The sequence below is a fragment of the Pseudomonas sp. C1C7 genome (genome assembly GCF_013359595.1).
In the GTDB taxonomy this organism is placed as follows: Bacteria; Pseudomonadota; Gammaproteobacteria; order Pseudomonadales; family Pseudomonadaceae; genus Aquipseudomonas.
Window position 1 is genome coordinate 1 of the sequence record NZ_JABFMP010000068.1, and the last position, 17,270, is coordinate 17,270.

Here is a 17,270-nt window from a genome sequence, read left to right on the forward strand (position 1 = left end):
CAAACACATTTCACCCGGAGCACACGATCATGAAACGCCAAACCATCCTCAGCATCGTTTTCTCGGTTTTCGCAGTAAACGCTTTTGCCGCTTCTTCTGTTCAACCTGTAGTCGCTGAAGGCGGCTCGGATCGGCTGATTGAAAGCCGTGTGGCTGAAGGTGGTTCCGACCGCCTGCAACAGAATCGTGTTGCCGAAGGAGGCGCTGATCGTCTGCTGGAAAAACGTAACGCAGTCGCTGCTGATGGTTCAGATCGTTTGAAAGGTAATGAGGTTGCTGCTGACGGCTCTGATCGCCTGAAAGGCAACACTGTTGCCGCTGATGGCTCCGACCGTCTGCACGGCAACACGGTAGCCGCTGATGGCTCTGACCGTCTGCACGGCAACACCGTCGCCGCCGATGGTTCCGACCGTCTGCATGGCAACACCATCGCCTAAGCTCCCCGTCTCACCGCAACACCCGCAAAAAGCCCGGTCTGATCAGCCGGGCTTTTTCGTGCCCGCCCTCCCCTGACGCCCCCTGTCCGGCCAATCCATGAGTCGAAACCATCACCACCAGAACCTGATGCCAGCAGAAATACATTGACATATCGGTAAATTCCGATATCGTCGCGCCATGGAAATGCTCGACGTATTCAAAGCCCTCTCGAACCGGACTCGCCTTGAAATCCTCAAAGGCTTGAAGGATCCCGCGAAAAACTTCCCTCCACAGGATGAAGGGGACGTTCTCACGGTGGGCGTGTGTGTCAGCAGTATTCAGGAAGGCGTCGGACTGTCGCAGTCCACGGTGTCCGATTATCTGGCGACGCTGCAACGAGCAGGCCTGGTGGAAGTCAGGCGCATCGGCCAGTGGACCTACTACAAGCGCAATGAAGCAGCCATCAGCGCCCTGGCCGAGCTCATCGGCAAGGAGCTGTGATTTTTCTTCACCCCAATACATCGGCATTTCCCGATATCCCTTTTTAACGAAACAAGGTTCTTCAATGACACCGATGACATAAAAACCACCGTAATTTTCTACCGCAATACATCGACAATTCTCGATATCCCTTTTTACCGAAGCGAGACCATTCAATGAAAGCCATGATCCTCAACTCATTCGGCGGCCCGGAATCGTTCGAGCTGCGCGACGTAGCCAAGCCCGTGGCACACGCCGGACAAGTGCTTGTGCGGGTACACGCAACCTCCATCAATCCCCTGGATTATCAGGTCCGACGTGGTGACTATCCCGACCTGGTGCCCCTCCCCGCCATCACCGGACACGACGTCTCTGGCGTCGTCGAAGCCGTCGGCCCAGGCGTGACGGCCTTCGCTCCTGGAGACGAAGTCTGGTACACCCCACAAATATTCGAAGGTCCGGGCAGTTATGCCGAGTACCACGTTGCTGATCAGCGCATTGTCGCGAAAAAGCCTGCGTCTCTGAGCCATCTCGAGGCGGCCAGCCTGAGCCTGGTCGGCGGAACGGTGTGGGAAGCCCTGACGGTGCGTGCGGTGCTCAGGGTGGGAGAAAGCATTCTGGTGCACGGCGGCGCGGGTGGCGTCGGTCACGTGGCGATCCAGGTGGCGAAAGCCATGGGCGCCCGAGTCTTCACGACCGTGCGCGAAGCGAACGCCGAGTTCGCACGACGCATGGGCGCCGATGTGATCATCGACTACGAAAAGCAAGATTACGTCGACGCCGTCATGCGGGAAACCGGCGGACGCGGCGTCGATGTCGTGTTTGACACCATCGGCGGCAACACGCTGTCACGCAGTCCCGACGCCCTCGCGCAACTGGGTCGCGTGGTCAGCATCGTCGACATTGCCCAGCCGCAAAACCTCGTACAGGCCTGGGGCAAGAACGCAAGTTATCACTTCGTTTTCACCCGGCAGAACCGCGGCAAGCTCGATGAACTGAGCACTTTGATAGAGCGCGGCCAGCTGCGGCCGCACGTGGGTGCCGTCTACTCCCTCGCCGACATTCCCCTCGCCCATGCCCGCCTGGAAAGTCCCAACAATGGCCTGCTGGGAAAAATCGCGATTGCTGTAGTGCCCTCTGCTCAACAGCCACTGAACTGACCTGGAGAGAACGCCATGATTTACGAGATCGCTCTACTGCCCGTTCAGGACCCGCATATCGAGGGGTTCAAACAGGCTTTTGCCGAGGTCGCGCCATTGCTCGTCCGTGCGAAGGGATATCGAGGGCATTTGCTCGCGCAAGGCATTGAAACGCCCGGGCAATTCAATCTGATCGTACGATGGGAATCACTCGAGGATCACACGCCGGGTTTCGAAGCGAGTGAGGATCATCGGGTGTTCATGATGGGTCTGCAGGATTTTTTTGCAGAAGAGCCGACGGTCTATCACGTTGAAGGGCCGGCCTTCCCCATCGGTGACAGCAGCGCTACATAAATCATTGTAGGAGCGAGCTTGCTCGCGATGGACTCAGGGACGCCGCGGAGTGTCAGGCGCCCAACGTCATCGTTGACGACCATCGCGAGCAAGCTCGCTCCTACAGGTGGCCACCACAGATCCCTGTGGGAGGAAGACGTTGACGATATCGGCCAGGCCCGCATCGGGGTCTGGAACGCGCCCCGACCATCCTTTTCGATCGCCAGGACACCATGACCGATCGCTTCTGCCGCCAGCTGTTCGGCCAGACATTCCAGATGCCGGTGCATTACATACCCAGCTCCCGCAGCCTGATCGACGCGGCAATCATGGGGCTGGGCTGCCGGCAAGCCATTCGATCAACTCGAGGACTTCCGGCCGACTCCTGGTGCTTTCGCTGCAGACGCAGTAGTAGTTGTGCAGCGCCGGCACGCTCAGGGTAAAAGGCTGGACCAGCCGGCCGTCGTCCAGATCCCGGGCCGACACCACCTCATCACTCAGGGCAACGCCAAAACCGTCTTTCGCCGCTTCCAGCACCATGCCGAAGTCTTCGAAATGAACATCGGTGTATTCGCGGTCCTGACCACCGGCTTCAGTGAGCCAGCGCCGCCACTGTCGCCCGTCGTCTTCGTGCAGCAAGCGATGATGGGCAAGGTCGCGAACGTGACGCAGCGCCCGGTCTCCGCGCAGAAGCTGGGGGCTGCACACCGGCGTCAGGCGGATGCCGTGCAAAAGGCGCCACCAGTAACCCGATTCCGGAGGCGTTCCGTAGGACACCGCGAGGTCCGTTCTACGCCAGTCGATGACTCCGAAGCCGCTTTCAGTGATGACCTTGAGTTTGATGTGGCGGTTCTCATCCATGAACCTGAACAGGCGTGTCGTCAGCCAGCTGAGCCCATAACTGCCCGGAATGGACAGGGTCAGGTGCTTCACTTCATCGGGTTTGATGTTCGCGCTTCGAAGGACCGAGACCGCCCCGCCAATTTCCCTGATGGCGCTGGCCACATGCTTTTGCAGAATCCTTCCACTGTCGGTCAGCACCAATTGCCGCCCCTGCTTGACCAACAGTTCCACCCCCAGGCTGGCTTGCAGGGTTTTCAACTGCTGGCTCACGGCCCCGGCGGTGACATGCAGCTCATCCGCCGCCGCACTGATATTGCCCAGCCGCGCAACGCTCTCGAAAACCTTGAAACTGTGCAGGGGCGGTAAGCTCATCGGTAACGGCCTGATATTGATGGTCTGGCAGGTAATAACTGATCCTGCAAACCCCGTCAACGACATGTCTAACGGGAACCCCTGAACATCGAAAAACCTACTGTTTAGATTTTCTAAATATAAAAACCTCAATATTTCTCGATTGATTAACACCGGCACATTGGTTTGACTGAGGGCTCTACCACGAGGAAGTTTCACCCATGAAAACCAATAATAAAAAGCTGGCAGTTGCTCTGACCCTGATGGCGGCGTTTACTTTCAACGCCAGTGCAGAAGACACGCCAAAAGAGAACTCTGCCTTTGTCGTGCACAAACTAAGCGACAATCTCTACGCCATTGGTGAACCGACTTATTACCAGGCCAACTATTCCTACCTGATTGTCGGCAACGACAAAGCCTTGATGCTGGACGCCGGCGCCAATCAAAAGGAAGACATCTCCAAAATCGTCAAGTCGATTACCCAAAAACCCGTATCGGTTCTGCCATCGCATTTGCACTTTGACCACATTGGTGGCCTGCACAATTTCGACAGTATCTATTTGCTCGACACTGAATTTACCCGTCAATTCAAGCAGAAAGACGGGCTCTATCACGTGCCCGAATCGGTTTACCTGGGTAATTTCGATAAATTCGTTCTCGAACCGTTCAAGGTTTCACGGTTGGTCAAACCCAATGATGTGATTGATCTGGGCGGTGTCGAACTGAAACTGCTCGGCACGCCTGGGCACACTCAGGATGAAGTGGCGCTTTATGATGAGAAGAACAATGTATTGTTGTCGGGCGACCATCTTTATCCGTCATCGCTCTTTGTTGGCAACATGAAGGACTATGTGGATTCGGTGTCGGCCACGTTGAAGGTTATCAATAAGGACACGGCGATTTATGGTGCTCATGCGGGTACGGACCCAAAGCAGGTGCCAAAGATGACGTATGAAGAAATCGTGCTGATTCGCGACAAGATGCAGGCTGCGCAGGACAAGAGTGCGAAGCCTGAAGCGGTTCCAAGTTCCGATCTGGTTAAAAACGCGAATCTTTATAATGTCGACGACCAGGTCACGATACTTTCCGACATTGAATTCAAGGATGGCAGGAAATACGGATATTGATTGATGCATTCCTGTAGGAGCGAGCAGGCTCGCCCCCACAATTGATCGCATCTTCCGGTAGGAGGTGCCGCAGGCTGCGATCTTTTGATCTTGCTTTCAAACAATCAAAAGATCGCAGCCTCGTTGCACTCGACAGCTCCTACAACGGAGGTGGGCACATCATCACGGTGGCGTGGCTCGGTATATCAATGTGGTCGATGTTCACAATCACCTCAATGAAGTTCTCTTAAAAATCCTGCGGCGTAACATCTGCTCCATACCAACCCAAAACACCCCGGAGCACACGATCATGAAACGCCAAACCATCCTCAGCATTGTCTTCTCGGTTTTCGCAGTGAACGCTTTCGCCGCTTCCTCTGTTCAACCTGTAGTCGCCGAAGGCGGCTCGGATCGGCTGATCGAAAGCCGTGTGGCTGAAGGTGGTTCCGACCGCCTGCAACAGAATCGTGTTGCCGAAGGTGGCGCTGATCGCCTGCTGGAAAAACGTAACGCAGTCGCTGCTGATGGTTCGGATCGTTTGAAAGGTAACGAGGTTGCTGCTGACGGTTCGGATCGTCTGAAAGGCAACACTGTTGCCGCTGATGGTTCTGATCGCCTGCATGGCAACACCATCGCCGCCGATGGCTCCGACCGCCTGCACGGCAACACCGTAGCCGCCGATGGCTCCGACCGCCTGCACGGCAACACCGTAGCCGCCGATGGCTCCGACCGCCTGAAAGGCAACACCATCGCCTGAGCTCTTCGCCTCACCGCTACACCCACAAAAAAGCCCGGTCTGATCAGCCGGGCTTTTTCGTGTCTGACTACATTCTCCCAATCAACACAACAACCCTGTGGGAGCGGGCTTGCTCGCGAAGAGGGAGTGTCTGTGCCGTTGATGTCGGCTGACACGCCGCCATCGCTGGCAAGCCAGCTCCCACAGGTTCTGTGGTGAACGATTACTCACCGACTGACGACATGCTCCAACACCACCTCCAGTGGGTGACGCAGTTGCACATCCGCCTGGCGCTTGACCTGGCTGCGGCACGAGTAGCCGGTGGCCAGCGCCTCCCCTTCCTTGTCCAGCTTGCCCGCCCAGGACTGGTTGAAGATGGTCCGTGAGGTTTCCTGGTTGCGGGCTTCGTGGCCGTAGGTGCCGGACATGCCGCAGCAGCCGGTGGCTTCGGTGACCAGTTTGAGGCCGATGCGGGTGAACAGTTTTTCCCATTGCGAGGTCGCGGCCGGCGCGTTGGTTTTTTCCGTGCAGTGGGCCATCAGGCGGTACGTTTGGGCCGCGGATTGCTGCATTTCAGGCAAGGCGTCGATGAGCCATTCCTGGGGCAGCAGGACCTTCGGGCAGTCATTCAGGCCCGGGACTTTCTGATACTCCTGGCGATAGACCAGGGTCATCGCCGGATCAAGCCCTACCAGCGGCACACCGCAATCGGCCAGGGCCTTGAGCTGGGTGCCGTTGCGGATCGCGGCCTTGGCGAAGGCGCCGAGGAAACCCTGGACATGCAACGGCTTGCCGTTGGCGCTGTAAGGCGCGAGGAACACGCGATAACCCAGTTGATGCGCCAGCTGGATGAAGTTCGCCAGCAACGGCGTTTCGAAGTAACGGGTGAAGGCGTCCTGCACAAGCACCACGCTGCGCTCACGCTGGCTGGCGCTCAGTTCCCGCAGGGCCGGCACGCTGGCCACGGCGACTTTGCAGGCGGCCAGGGTGGTCTGCAGGTTGTGGCGGTGGATCAACGGGCTGTCGACCATGCCGATCTGCTGCTCCAGCAGGCGCGTCACCCACTTCGAACCCATCACCGCGTTGTACAGGCCCGGGGCACGAGCCAGGTAAGGGATGGTGAATTCCAGCGAACCGATCAGGTAGTCGCGCATCGGGCGCTGATAACGGCCGTGGTACAGCTCAAGGAAACGCGAGCGGAAATCCGGCACGTTGACCTTGATCGGGCATTGACCCGCGCAGGATTTGCAGGCCAGGCAGCCGGCCATCGCGTCATAGACTTCATGGGAGAAGTCCGCCTCGCCCCGGGAACGGGACAGGTTGTTGCGCAGGCGCGCCGGCAACCCGCCCAGCCACGACAACTTGCCGCGCGCCGCCTGCAGCACATCGATATCCGCCGCGCCTTGCAGACGCAACCATTCGCGAATCAGCGATGCCCTGCCCTTCGGCGAATGCTGGCGTTCACGGGTGGCTTTCCACGACGGGCACATCGCGTCGTTGGGGTCGTAGTTGTAGCAGGCACCGTTGCCATTGCAGTGCATGGCGGTGTCGAAACTCTGCCAGACACGCTCGTCGATCTGCCGATCGAGATCGCCGCGCATGGTCACTTCGTTGACCTTGAGCAAGCCTTCGCCAGCGTCGGGCGGCGTGCAGATCTTGCCCGGGTTGAGCTGGTTGTGCGGGTCGAACGCACCCTTGAGCGATTGCAGCGCCGGGTACAGTTCGCCGAAGAAATCCGGCACGTACTCCGAACGCAGGCCCTTGCCGTGCTCGCCCCACAGCAGCCCGCCGTAACGCCGGGTCAGCTCGGCCACCGCGTCGGAAATCGGCTTGACCAGCGCCGCCTGGGCCGGGTCTTTCATGTCCAGTGCCGGGCGCACATGCAGCACGCCGGCATCGACGTGGCCGAACATGCCGTAGGCCAGGCCATAACCGTCGAGCAAGGCGCGGAATTCGGCGATGTAGTCGGCCAGGCGCTCAGGCGGAACCGCGGTGTCTTCGACGAACGGCTGCGGACGGATCTCGCCCTCGACGTTGCCCAACAGGCCCACCGAGCGTTTACGCATGGTGTAGACGCGGTTCACGGCGGCGGCGCCTTCGGCCAGGGTGTGGCCCAGGCGCTCGATGGTGGTGTCGGCCTGCAGGTGCTCGACAAAGGCCGCGACGCGGGCGTTCACTTCTACGGCGTCGTCACCGCAGAACTCCACCAGGTTGATACCCAGGGTCGGACGCTCGGCGTCGCTTGGGAAATACTCGGCGACGCTGTGCCAGACGATGTCTTTCATCGCCAGCATCAGCACCTTGGAGTCCACGGTCTCGATCGACAGCGGCTTCTTTTCCAGCAGCGCATTGGCGTCGTGCAGCGCGTCCATGAAGCTGCTGTAGCGCACGTTCACCAGCACCGAATACTTCGGAATCGGCAGCACGTTGAGCTTGGCTTCGACGATGTAGCCCAGCGAACCTTCCGCCCCGCACAGCACGCTGTTGAGGTTGAAACGGCCCTGCTCGTCACGCAGGTGCGCCAGGTCGTAACCGGTCAGGCAGCGATTGAGTTTGGGGAACACCGACTCGATCAGCTCGGCCTGGGTTTCCTGAATAGTGCGTGCTACCCGGTACACCTCGCCGCTGCGGCCGGGTTGCTCGCAGGCCACGTCCAGCTCGGCATCGGACAAAGGACGGGTGTGCAGGCGCTCGCCGCCGAGCAGCACGCTGTGCAGTTCCAGCACGTGGTCGCGGGTCTTGCCGTAGGTGCAGCTGCCCTGGCCACTGGCGTCGGTGTTGATCATGCCGCCGACGGTGGCGCGGTTCGAGGTCGACAGCTCAGGGGCGAAGAACAGCCCGTGAGGCTTGAGCGCGGCATTGAGCTGGTCCTTGACCACGCCCGCCTGCACCCGCACCCAGCGTTCTTCGACATTGATTTCCAGAATGGTGTTCATGTGCCGCGACAGGTCGACCACGATACCGTCGGTCAGCGACTGGCCGTTGGTGCCCGTGCCGCCGCCGCGCGGGGTCAGTTTGATCTGGCGAAAACGCGGCTCGGCCATCAGCGTCGCGATGCGCGCGATGTCGTCCGCATCCAGGGGAAACACCGCCGCTTGCGGCAGACGCTGGTAGATCGAGTTGTCCGTCGCCAGCACCGTACGGGTGGCGTAGTCGGCACTGATCTGGCCTTGAAAGCCGCTGGCGGCAAGGGCTTGCAGAAAATCCGGGTACTGGGCCGCGGGAGCAACGACGGGCAACCGAGCGATCATTGAAGACTGTTGGGTGGTCGATTTCATCATGGAAAACTCAATACTCTTGTCGCCAGAACATTAATGGGTCAGTCTCGGCCCGTCAGTTACACCAATGATCTCGCGGGCTCCGGCATCAGACAACCGGAAATTCCTGCCGCTATCGATGAGTTTTATGAATGAATTACCGTCACCTCACGCCATCGATGTCGCTGTTGCTGGCCTTCGAAGCCGCCGCCCGACATGAAAGCTACACCCGGGCCGCCACCGAGCTGTCGCTGACCCAGAGCGCCGTGAGCCGCCAGGTCCAGGCGCTGGAGCAGCAACTGGGCCTGAGCCTGTTCCGCCGTGAGGGGCGGCAAGTGCAACTGACCGACGTCGGTCGCCTGTACCAGCGCGAACTGAGTGAAGCCCTGGGGCGCATTCGCAGCGCGACCTTGCAGGCCATGGCCTACCAATCCGGCCGGGGCACCCTGCGACTGGCCACCCTGCCCACCTTCGGCTCGAAATGGTTGCTGCCGCGCCTGCATGACTTCTACAAGACCCACCCCGGCATGCTGGTGCACATCAACTCGCGGATCGACGCCATCGACTTCGAAACCAGCGGCATCGACGCCGCGATCGTCGTCGGTGCCGCCGACCTGCCGGGGCTGATCAGTCATCGTCTGCATACCGAAGAACTGCTGGTGGTCATCTCCCCGGACACCGCGCTGCTGCACGACGACTGGACCCCGGAGCGCATCGGCAGCCAGACGCTGCTCAACGTCGCCAGCAACGCCAACGTCTGGGGCGAATGGTTCAGCCACCACCACCTGCCCCATCGCATGATGCGCCTGGGGCCGAGCTTCGAACTCACTTCGCACCTGATCCAGGCCGTGCGCGCCGGCATCGGCATCGGCCTGGTGCCGCGCATTCTGGTGACCGACGAGCTGGCTGCCGGGGAGCTGATCAGCTTGGACCAGCCCTTCGCCAGCCAGCGCAGCTACTACCTGACGTACCCGCCGCGCAACGAAATGCTGCCGTCGCTCATCGCCTTTCGGACCTGGTTGCTGGAGCAGATCTGAGGGCCTGCGATCAGCGCCCTAGAAACGCATAACCGAAGCCCACCACCTTGGCGTCTTCGCCGTAACCGCCGAGGAACGACACCCCCACCGGCAGGTTGCCCTTGATGGTCCCCGCCGGCACCGTGATTTCGGGGAAGCCGGTCGCCGAGGCAATGTACGAGGATGCGTAGGTGTCCTCGGATTTGCACACGTAGCTGTCATCGGTCACGCCGTGCACCACCGACGCCGGGCAGTTGATGGTGGCGAAGAACAGGCTGTCGACCTTGTTCTGCTTCATGATCTCCATCAGCTGCGCACGATTGTTCGCCTGGATGTTGTCCAGGTAGTGCCGCACCAGTTGCTCGGAACTGATGGTTCCCTTGTCCAGCGCCTGACGCATGTCCGCAAGGCTCATGCGATCGATTGTGTTGTCCGCCTGGGCGTTTGCCGCCAGGACCAGTAATGAGCAAGCCACGATTTTCCGATTCAACTGCATGGGCATTTCTCCAGGTAACTACAGACGAACGCAAAGCGCTCACGTCCCGGAAATCGGGGTGAGGCTAGCAAAAAAAGCGGAAAAAAAGGCCAGCGTGTCCTGGAAACGTCCAAGTCAGCTGGCCAAAACACTCATGAGATCGAGCGGTGTGGATTACTGGAGCAGACTGTTCTTCTGCAAAAATTCCTTGGACACGCTCTCGATGGATTCGCGGCCCACGTCGACCCGGGAATTGAGACGGGCGATGGTTTCGTCGTCCAGTTTGGAAGACAGCGCGTTGAGCAATTCACCGATCTTCGGGTTCTCGTTGAACACGCTGGTGCGAATCACCGGCGTCAGCGCGTAGCTGGGGAAGAAACCCTTGTCGTCCTTGAGTACCACAAAGCCAAAGGCCGGAATTCGCCCGTCCGTGGACAGCACCAGCGCCAGATCCACCTGCCCGTCCCGCAGTGCCTGGTAGGTCAGGCCGCCATCCATGCGCACGATGTTCTTGCGCTCGAATTCGAACTTGTACATTTCCTGCAGCGGACGCAGGCCATCGGGACGGGAGAAAAACTCGGCGTTGGAGGCGAACTTGTAGGACTTGCCGGCTTCGATCTTCTGCGCCAGATCGCTGAGGGAAACGACGCCGTCCTTTTCCGCTTCGTCCTTGCGCATGGCGATCGCGTAGGTGTTGTTGGCTTTCGAAGGGGTCAGCCAGGTGATGCCTTTCTGCGCATCCAGCTCACTGATCTTCTTGTAGGTCTGCTCGGCGTCGAGCTTGTCCTTGATGTTGTTGTAGATGACCAGGGAAGTCCCGGTGTATTCCCAGTACACGTCGACCTGACCGTTCTCCTGCGCCGCGCGCAGTACCGACGAGCCCAGGTCCGGACGCTTGTCGACGCTGTAGCCGTTGGCGCGCAGCAGTTGCGCGGTCATCTCCGCCACCAGTTGCTGCTCGGTGAATTTCTTGCCGCCCACCACAATGGTGCTGCTGGCAGCAGCGCTGCCCACGACACCCGAAACGAGACCCAGGGTAAGGGCCACACTGGCCAGGATCCGAGAAATCATTGTGCACCTCATATTGTTGTTAATTGTCAGGGTCATCGGATTCAGTCGCGCCCGGCCAGCCTCAGGCCCCGCGACACGGTGAGGGTTTGAATCACGCCGCAGCCCAGGTCGACGGCGATCGCCAGGATCGCAGTGGAAGCGGCGCCGGCCAGCATCATGCCGAAATCGTTCAGGTCGATGCCGGTGAAGATCAGCTCCCCGAGGCCGCCGCCACCGACCAGGAAAGCCAGCGGCGCGGTGCCGACGTTGATCGCCAGCGCCGTGCGGATGCCGGCGAAGATCACGTTCATGGCATTGGGGATCTCGACCTTCCACAGCGTTTCCCGTGGCGTCATGCCCATGGCGTCGGCAGCCTCGATCAGGTGCGCCGGTACCGCGCGCAGGCCTTCATAGGTATTGACCGCCACCGGCAGCAAGGTCGCGACGAACAGGCCGACGATGGCCGCGCCACTGCCCACGCCAATCAGGCTCATCGCCAGCGCCAGCAACGCCAGCTTGGGAATCGCCTGCCCTACATTGAGCACTTGCATCGCGGCCATGGCGTAACGCAGGTTCTTCGGACGGCTCATCCACACGCCCAGCGGCAGCGCCACCGCCAGCGCCAGCACGCCGCTGAGCGCCACGATCTGCAGATGCTGGACGGTCAGGTAACTGATGTCGCTCCAGTAAAACTGCAGCCCTTCCCAGAGTCGGAGGAAAAAGTCAGGCATGGTCAGTGCACCGCCGCATTAATGTTGTCGACCAGTCGCGCCAGGATGTCGGCCTGGTGCACGTATCCGATGAAACGTCCGTCGCTGTCGTTGCACAGCGCCCAGTCCTGGCCACGCCCCAGCAGTTGCGAGAGCACCTGGCGCAGGTCATCGCCGGGCTTGACGATCAGGTGCGAGTGCGAAGCGATGCCGCTGTCGCCGCCGACCACCTGCATGTGTTCGCGCGGCGGGACCTTGCTCGCCACATCGACCGCGCGCAGCAGGCGCAGGCGTTTCATGATCCGGTCGCCACCCATGAAGTCAGCGACGAAATCGCTGCCGGGTCGGGCCAGCAGATCGTCCGGGCTGCCGAACTGTTCGACCTTGCCGTTGTGGAACACCGCCACGCAGTCGGCCATCTTCACCGCTTCATCGATGTCGTGGCTGACGAACAGCACGGTCTTGCCGACCTGACGCTGAATGCGCATGAACTCGTCCTGGATCACCTCGCGGTTGATCGGGTCGATGGCGCCGAAAGGCTCGTCCATCAACATCACCGGTGGATCCGCCGCCAGGGCCCGGGCCACGCCGACCCGTTGCTGCTGGCCGCCCGACAGTTCGCACGGATAGCGCTTGAGGAATTTCGAAGGATCGAGAGCGACCACTTCCAGCAGCTCCGCGGCGCGCTTGCGGCTTTTGGCCTTGTCCCAGCCCAGCAGGTTGGGCACCACGCAAATGTTTTCCTCGACGGTCATGTTGGGGAACAGGCCGACCTGCTGGATCACGTAGCCGATCGAGCGCTTGAGGGTGACGCTGTCGAGCTCGGCGGTATCGCGGCCTCCGATGCGAATCGTGCCGGAGGTGGGCGTGATCAGCCGGTTGATCATCTTCAGCGTGGTGGTCTTGCCACAGCCCGACGGCCCGAGCAGTACGCAGATCTGTCCCTCTTCAACCTTGAACGAGACATCTTCTACCGCGGTGACTGAGCCGAATTTTTTATTGAGGTTTTCGATCTGGATCACGTCGTGGCTTCCTTCATCGGGCCGGTGGTCAATGTGTTCTTGCTCAGGCCCTTGGGAGTCAGGGCTCGCTGCAAGGCGTACAGCGCGTAATCGGCGGCAATGGCGATGATGCTGATGACGATCGCGCCCGCCAGCAGTTGTCGGGTATCGGACTGGGCAATCCCGCGAATGATCAGACTGCCCAGGCCACCGGCGCCGATGTAGGCGGCAATGGCGGCGATGCCGATGTTGATGACGGTGGCCATGCGCACCCCCGCCATGATCAGCGGCACCGCCAGCGGCAGTTCGACCTTGCCCAGGCGCTGCCAGGTGGACATGCCCATGCCGACGGCGGCCTCACGCAAGGCCGGATCAATGTTGGCGATCGCCGTGCTGGTGTTGCGGATGATGGGCAGCTGGGAATAAAGGAACAGTGCAATGACTGCCGGTACGACGCCAATCCCGTAGCCGATCAACGACAGCGCCGGAATCATCAGGCCGAACAGCGCGGCGGAAGGAATGGTCATCAGCACCGCGGCGAAGGCCAGGACCCAGCGGCGGGCCCTGGGGTGCTGGGAGATCAGGATGCCGACCGGCACGCCGGTCAGAATCGCCAGCCCGACCGCGACGGCCACGATGAGAAGGTGTTGCCCGAGTAGCAGGCTGATGAGCCTGCCGTTCTCCAGAATGAAACTCAGGGTTTCCATGTGTGATATGCCTTCTGTTCGTATTGTTGTTTTTTTCGGTCGTTCATCTGGACGTGAACGCCGCTGCTTGAAGGAAACATTACCGCGCTACCTGCCGGAACCTGAGCATTGAGTTCGACGATTTCTATCAAAAAATCGACGTCACAGGGCTCGATGAAGGGCTGGGTCTTGTGAAGGATCGATTACAGGGTGAACAGGCAAGCGGGCGCGAAGCCCGTGCGGGCCGGCGCGCACCGCCCGCCGAGTCAAGTCATTAGCTCGCTAAGCGGTTTGCCGGTGGGAGGATGGTCGAGGTTTTTCGGTGATCGTCGCCGATTGGCCGGAGCCGCTCAATGCCCCTGATCAGGAATGGTCATCATCAAATTTCCGCCGTTCCTCGCCAGGCGTGCAGCCCCACACACGACGGTAGGCAGCGCCCAGGTGAGAGGCGGAAACGAAGCCGCAGGTGTAGGCGATGGACGCGATGGGCTGGCTGCTTTCACGCAGCAGGCGCCGCGCTTCGTTGAGCCGCAGTTCGAGGTAGAACTTCTTCGGCGTCATGGCGAAATGTTGATGCCACAGGCGCTCCAGCTGACGGTGGGACAGGTTGCAGCGGTCGGCGATTTCCTGGATGCCGACGATGTTCTCCAGGTTGTTTTCCATGAAGGCGATGGCCGCCGTCAGTCGTCGGTCATGAATGCCGAACCGCCACTGGATGGACATCCGCTGATGCTCTTCCGGGGCGCGAATCCTGGCGTGCAGGAACTGCTCGGCAACGCTGGTGGCCAGCGGGTTGCCGAAATCCAGGGCGATTTGCGCCAGCATCAGGTCGATGGCCGCCGTCCCTCCCCCGCAGGTCCAGCGGTTGTCGTGGTTGACGTACAGATCCTTGGTCACTTCGATGGTGGGGAATTCTTCGGAAAACTGCCCGATGCTTTCCCAGTGCAGGGTGCAGCGCTTGCCTTCCAGCAAACCGGCCCGCGCCAGAATGAAGGTCCCGGTACTCAGGGCACCGACGGTGAGGCCACGGGAGGCGGCGCGCTGGAGAAAGCGCAGCATTTTCGGTGGTTTCTGGTGTTCGATGTCCAGGCTGGCGAGGACGAACACGCGGTCCAGTTCCGGGGCAAGATCCACCGGCAAGGTCTGGATTTCAATGCCGCTGCTGGAGCTGACCGGCCCGCCGGATTCGGTGAGCAGCGTCCACTCGTACAGCGTCCGGCCGGACAGCCGGTTGGCGGCTCGCAAGGGCTCGCTGGCACCGGCCAGCGCCATCATGGAAAACTCGGGAAGAATCAGCAGCCCGATTCGCTTGGTTGCAGCCACGGACATCGCCGATTCGTTGGGGGCTGTCATCGCCAGATCCTTGTCATGGGGAGTTCCAGCCGTTCGAGCACCGGCTTGGGCCAACCCGGGGGGCTGGCTTTGGAGACGCCATGTTAGGGCCTGGGCAGATAATCAGCCAGATTGATCTGGGAAACTGCAGGCAGCAGAAAACGGCGAGACCCCGGCACTCGGGGCCTCGCCGGCTGGATCAGGCGCGGGCGCGGATGGCCTCGTCGATGCTTTGGATCATCGACTGGAACACCGGGCTGTCGACCTGGTTCTGCTGGCCATGCTGCATGTTCGCAATGATCAGCGCGCAAGGGCCGGCATCGGCCGGGTAGTTGTTGTGCAGGCGCACCGATTCCGACGGCATGTGCAGGGTGTTGTCGGCGCCATGGATGATCAGCGCAGGCGGGAAGCCCTTGGCACCTTCGATGTGCTGTTCCGGGTTGTAGGCCACGTAGGACGTGTAGGACTTCGCCGTGACATAGGCGCAACCCGGCCAGCGATCGGCACCGCCCGCTTCGGTGTAGCCGCCCAGTTGCTGGTCGACGTAGGCCTGGGTATCAGGGTCCAGCGGGTAGTAGCCCAGACGGGTTTCGCGGGTGCCAGTGTCGAACGGCGGGATCGCCGCGTCATCGGCCAGTTGCAGAAGGTCCTTGTCCGCCGCCGCTTTGTCCGCGCGCAGGCCTTGCAGGTTGCGGATGTTGGTGTAACTCATCGGCACCCAGAAGCGGATCTGCTCGCCACCGGCGGCGGCCAGTTCGACCACTGCGCCCAGGCTCGCCACCGACCCCATCGCCCAGGAAGCGACTGCCGGCATCTCGCCGAAATGCTCGCGAGCCCATTCAACGGCGCCCAGCACTTCGTTCTTCTGGTCTTCCAGGCTGACGTTGGTGATGACCTTGCCACCCGACTCGCAGGTGTTGCGAACGTACTTGTTGGAGAAGAAACCCGCCACGTCGTAAGTCATGACGCGATAACCGCGAGCCGCCAGGGCACGACCGAACAGTTGGCCATACATGGTCACCCCGCCAGTGAAGCCGGAGTTGAATATCACCGGAGGCAATTTTTGCGACGCGGCATCCATTTGGTCAGGTTGAAACACGGTGCCCTTGAGGCTCAGGGTTTCATCGCCATAGTTCACGGTGAAGTTGATTTCTTTTGTCGTAATAGTGGTCATCAGTTGTTATCTCGAAGTTGCAGCGTGGGCGTAGTTCAACTTGCCAATTGACCGACTGCTCCCCTGAGCAATTGATCGACAGGCGTTCGGGTTTCTCTGGAAACATGATTTGCAACGGCATCGACAAAGTTGAAAACCTTGTGCAAATCAAAGTGTTCGCAATACGGCGTGCCCGCATCGTCAGTTCCAACATGGGGAGCGTCAGTGGCTTCCAGAAGGACTTTGTCGGCACCGACCTGGCGGACGATCTGCGTCACGAAACGCGCGGTCTGCTGCGGGTCGACCGAGGTGCGATAACCGGGTCCCTTGAACCACACATTGCCCCGCTGCCGCGCTTCGGCGAGCAGTGCGATGTAGGCCTTTTCCGTGATATCGCGCTCGCTGTGGCAGGTGCCCAGATGATCGATGATCACCCGCACACGGCCCGGAATCTGGCGCAACACTCGCAGGTTGGTCTCGGCCTCTTTGGCGTAGAGGTGCAGATGCTGGTGCGGCAGCAGGCGGGCATAAAACGCTGACCATGACGCATCGCTGTACTGCGAGGCCGATACCGTTTCCGGCCGCGCATCGTGCAGCACGATCCGGGCGCCGATCACCTGGGGATGGGCAAGCCGTTCGGCGGTGGCGTATTCGGGGTCGGCCTTGATCGTGCCAACCAGCTTCACGTCGCCATAACGCGCCTTGTCCATCACCTGGAGGTTCTTGAGTTCCTCGAACGAGGCAAATACGTTTTCCGAATCCGGCAGGATGCTTAGATGGACGTTATTGATAAGTGTCGGCGTAATACCGGCATCGATCAGCGTATCCAGATAAACAGTCAGGGGATGCGGTTCGGGTAATGCATAAGGCAGCGCACTACTTACCCGACGTATGTCGTTCGACGTATAAAAATGAACGTGGCTATCTATTCTTTCGGACATTGTTCTGGCAGACGGCAGCATGATTATTGTTTCCGGCTTTTGTGGGAAAACAATAATCGTCACCCACACTCCGTCGCTCCCGCCAACTCGACGTGTAGTATCAAAATTTCGCCATGTGCGGTTTTGTGGGCAGATCGGTTGAGGGCTGTGGGGGGTGGATGGCGAGATTTTGTTGTTGAGCCGCCGCACAACCTGTAGCAGCTGGCGAAGCCTGCGTCCGGCTGCGAAGCAGTCGTGAAATCAG

Annotated in this window: 17 protein-coding genes; 7 read left to right on the forward strand and 10 right to left on the reverse strand. The window is 60.3% G+C overall.

Annotated elements, in window-relative coordinates:
- Nucleotides 1-29: 29 nt before the first annotated feature.
- The 4 genes from HNO86_RS29505 (at nt 30) to HNO86_RS29520 (ending at nt 2,390) form a co-directional block, all read left to right on the forward strand.
- Nucleotides 30-437, forward strand: a complete 408-nt coding sequence (locus tag HNO86_RS29505; RefSeq protein ID WP_175380465.1) for a hypothetical protein — start codon at nt 30-32, stop codon at nt 435-437.
- Between the two features lie 178 nt (nt 438-615).
- Nucleotides 616-918 carry a helix-turn-helix transcriptional regulator gene (locus tag HNO86_RS29510; RefSeq protein WP_175380466.1) on the forward strand — a complete coding sequence of 101 codons (303 nt, stop codon included), beginning with the start codon at nt 616-618 and terminating at the stop codon, nt 916-918.
- Between the two features lie 155 nt (nt 919-1,073).
- Nucleotides 1,074-2,057 (forward strand): zinc-dependent alcohol dehydrogenase family protein, encoded by a 984-nt coding sequence (locus tag HNO86_RS29515; RefSeq protein WP_175380467.1) that lies wholly within the window; start codon nt 1,074-1,076, stop codon nt 2,055-2,057.
- Between the two features lie 15 nt (nt 2,058-2,072).
- The gene (locus tag HNO86_RS29520; protein WP_175380468.1) at nt 2,073-2,390 is read left to right on the forward strand and encodes an antibiotic biosynthesis monooxygenase; all 318 of its coding nucleotides are present in this window, start codon (nt 2,073-2,075) and stop codon (nt 2,388-2,390) included.
- 306 nt (nt 2,391-2,696) lie between these two features.
- Here the strand turns inward: HNO86_RS29520 and HNO86_RS29525 are convergent, their stop codons facing one another.
- Nucleotides 2,697-3,584 carry a LysR substrate-binding domain-containing protein gene (locus HNO86_RS29525; RefSeq protein WP_175380469.1) on the reverse strand — a complete coding sequence of 296 codons (888 nt, stop codon included), beginning with the start codon at nt 3,582-3,584 and terminating at the stop codon, nt 2,697-2,699.
- 200 nt (nt 3,585-3,784) lie between these two features.
- On the opposite strand from HNO86_RS29525, the gene HNO86_RS29530 reads away from it, so the two are divergent.
- Nucleotides 3,785-4,690: an MBL fold metallo-hydrolase gene (locus tag HNO86_RS29530; RefSeq protein WP_175380470.1), complete on the forward strand. Its 906-nt coding sequence runs from the start codon at nt 3,785-3,787 to the stop codon at nt 4,688-4,690.
- 289 nt (nt 4,691-4,979) lie between these two features.
- A complete protein-coding gene (locus HNO86_RS29535; RefSeq protein ID WP_175380471.1) occupies nt 4,980-5,426 on the forward strand; it encodes a hypothetical protein in 447 nt (148 codons plus the stop codon).
- A 206-nt stretch (nt 5,427-5,632) separates the two neighbouring features.
- On the opposite strand, the gene HNO86_RS29540 is transcribed toward HNO86_RS29535, so the two are convergent.
- Nucleotides 5,633-8,656 carry an FAD-binding and (Fe-S)-binding domain-containing protein gene (locus HNO86_RS29540; protein WP_175380479.1) on the reverse strand — a complete coding sequence of 1,008 codons (3,024 nt, stop codon included), beginning with the start codon at nt 8,654-8,656 and terminating at the stop codon, nt 5,633-5,635.
- A gap of 158 nt (nt 8,657-8,814) precedes the next feature.
- Between HNO86_RS29540 and HNO86_RS29545 the strand changes: the two genes are divergently transcribed.
- Nucleotides 8,815-9,699 (forward strand): LysR substrate-binding domain-containing protein, encoded by an 885-nt coding sequence (locus HNO86_RS29545; RefSeq protein ID WP_175380472.1) that lies wholly within the window; start codon nt 8,815-8,817, stop codon nt 9,697-9,699.
- A 10-nt stretch (nt 9,700-9,709) separates the two neighbouring features.
- Here HNO86_RS29545 and HNO86_RS30420 read toward each other — a convergent pair whose 3' ends face one another.
- The 8 genes from HNO86_RS30420 to HNO86_RS29585 form a co-directional block, all read right to left on the reverse strand.
- Nucleotides 9,710-10,174, reverse strand: a complete 465-nt coding sequence (locus HNO86_RS30420) for an amidase family protein (protein ID WP_256672837.1) — start codon at nt 10,172-10,174, stop codon at nt 9,710-9,712.
- A 153-nt stretch (nt 10,175-10,327) separates the two neighbouring features.
- Nucleotides 10,328-11,224, reverse strand: coding sequence for a glycine betaine ABC transporter substrate-binding protein (locus HNO86_RS29555; protein ID WP_175380473.1), 897 nt, complete (start codon nt 11,222-11,224; stop codon nt 10,328-10,330).
- 41 nt (nt 11,225-11,265) lie between these two features.
- Nucleotides 11,266-11,934: an ABC transporter permease gene (locus HNO86_RS29560; RefSeq protein ID WP_175380474.1), complete on the reverse strand. Its 669-nt coding sequence runs from the start codon at nt 11,932-11,934 to the stop codon at nt 11,266-11,268.
- A gap of 2 nt (nt 11,935-11,936) precedes the next feature.
- Nucleotides 11,937-12,935 carry an ATP-binding cassette domain-containing protein gene (locus HNO86_RS29565; RefSeq protein WP_175380475.1) on the reverse strand — a complete coding sequence of 333 codons (999 nt, stop codon included), beginning with the start codon at nt 12,933-12,935 and terminating at the stop codon, nt 11,937-11,939.
- Nucleotides 12,932-13,621 (reverse strand): ABC transporter permease, encoded by a 690-nt coding sequence (locus tag HNO86_RS29570; RefSeq protein WP_175380476.1) that lies wholly within the window; start codon nt 13,619-13,621, stop codon nt 12,932-12,934. Before HNO86_RS29570 ends, HNO86_RS29565 begins: the two co-directional genes overlap by 4 nt.
- A 342-nt stretch (nt 13,622-13,963) precedes the next feature.
- Nucleotides 13,964-14,953 (reverse strand): GlxA family transcriptional regulator, encoded by a 990-nt coding sequence (locus tag HNO86_RS29575; RefSeq protein WP_175380477.1) that lies wholly within the window; start codon nt 14,951-14,953, stop codon nt 13,964-13,966.
- A 178-nt stretch (nt 14,954-15,131) separates the two neighbouring features.
- Nucleotides 15,132-16,106 (reverse strand): S9 family peptidase, encoded by a 975-nt coding sequence (locus tag HNO86_RS29580; RefSeq protein ID WP_175380478.1) that lies wholly within the window; start codon nt 16,104-16,106, stop codon nt 15,132-15,134.
- Nucleotides 16,107-16,141: 35 nt separating this feature from the next.
- A complete protein-coding gene (locus tag HNO86_RS29585) occupies nt 16,142-17,089 on the reverse strand; it encodes an amidohydrolase family protein (RefSeq protein ID WP_372242575.1) in 948 nt (315 codons plus the stop codon).
- Nucleotides 17,090-17,270 lie beyond the last annotated feature (181 nt).

What these genes read in the sequence shown, in the direction of transcription:
- HNO86_RS29505 (WP_175380465.1), top strand. Translation starts at nt 30, where the DNA reads ATGAAACGCCAAACCATCCTCAGCATCGTTTTCTCGGTTTTCGCAGTA.
- HNO86_RS29510 (WP_175380466.1), top strand. Translation starts at nt 616, where the DNA reads ATGGAAATGCTCGACGTATTCAAAGCCCTCTCGAACCGGACTCGCCTT.
- HNO86_RS29515 (WP_175380467.1), top strand. Translation starts at nt 1,074, where the DNA reads ATGAAAGCCATGATCCTCAACTCATTCGGCGGCCCGGAATCGTTCGAG.
- HNO86_RS29520 (WP_175380468.1), top strand. Translation starts at nt 2,073, where the DNA reads ATGATTTACGAGATCGCTCTACTGCCCGTTCAGGACCCGCATATCGAG.
- HNO86_RS29525 (WP_175380469.1), bottom strand. Translation starts at nt 3,584, where the DNA reads ATGAGCTTACCGCCCCTGCACAGTTTCAAGGTTTTCGAGAGCGTTGCG.
- HNO86_RS29530 (WP_175380470.1), top strand. Translation starts at nt 3,785, where the DNA reads ATGAAAACCAATAATAAAAAGCTGGCAGTTGCTCTGACCCTGATGGCG.
- HNO86_RS29535 (WP_175380471.1), top strand. Translation starts at nt 4,980, where the DNA reads ATGAAACGCCAAACCATCCTCAGCATTGTCTTCTCGGTTTTCGCAGTG.
- HNO86_RS29540 (WP_175380479.1), bottom strand. Translation starts at nt 8,656, where the DNA reads ATGATCGCTCGGTTGCCCGTCGTTGCTCCCGCGGCCCAGTACCCGGAT.
- HNO86_RS29545 (WP_175380472.1), top strand. Translation starts at nt 8,815, where the DNA reads ATGAATTACCGTCACCTCACGCCATCGATGTCGCTGTTGCTGGCCTTC.
- HNO86_RS30420 (WP_256672837.1), bottom strand. Translation starts at nt 10,174, where the DNA reads ATGCAGTTGAATCGGAAAATCGTGGCTTGCTCATTACTGGTCCTGGCG.
- HNO86_RS29555 (WP_175380473.1), bottom strand. Translation starts at nt 11,224, where the DNA reads ATGATTTCTCGGATCCTGGCCAGTGTGGCCCTTACCCTGGGTCTCGTT.
- HNO86_RS29560 (WP_175380474.1), bottom strand. Translation starts at nt 11,934, where the DNA reads ATGCCTGACTTTTTCCTCCGACTCTGGGAAGGGCTGCAGTTTTACTGG.
- HNO86_RS29570 (WP_175380476.1), bottom strand. Translation starts at nt 13,621, where the DNA reads ATGGAAACCCTGAGTTTCATTCTGGAGAACGGCAGGCTCATCAGCCTG.
- HNO86_RS29575 (WP_175380477.1), bottom strand. Translation starts at nt 14,953, where the DNA reads ATGACAGCCCCCAACGAATCGGCGATGTCCGTGGCTGCAACCAAGCGA.
- HNO86_RS29580 (WP_175380478.1), bottom strand. Translation starts at nt 16,106, where the DNA reads ATGACCACTATTACGACAAAAGAAATCAACTTCACCGTGAACTATGGC.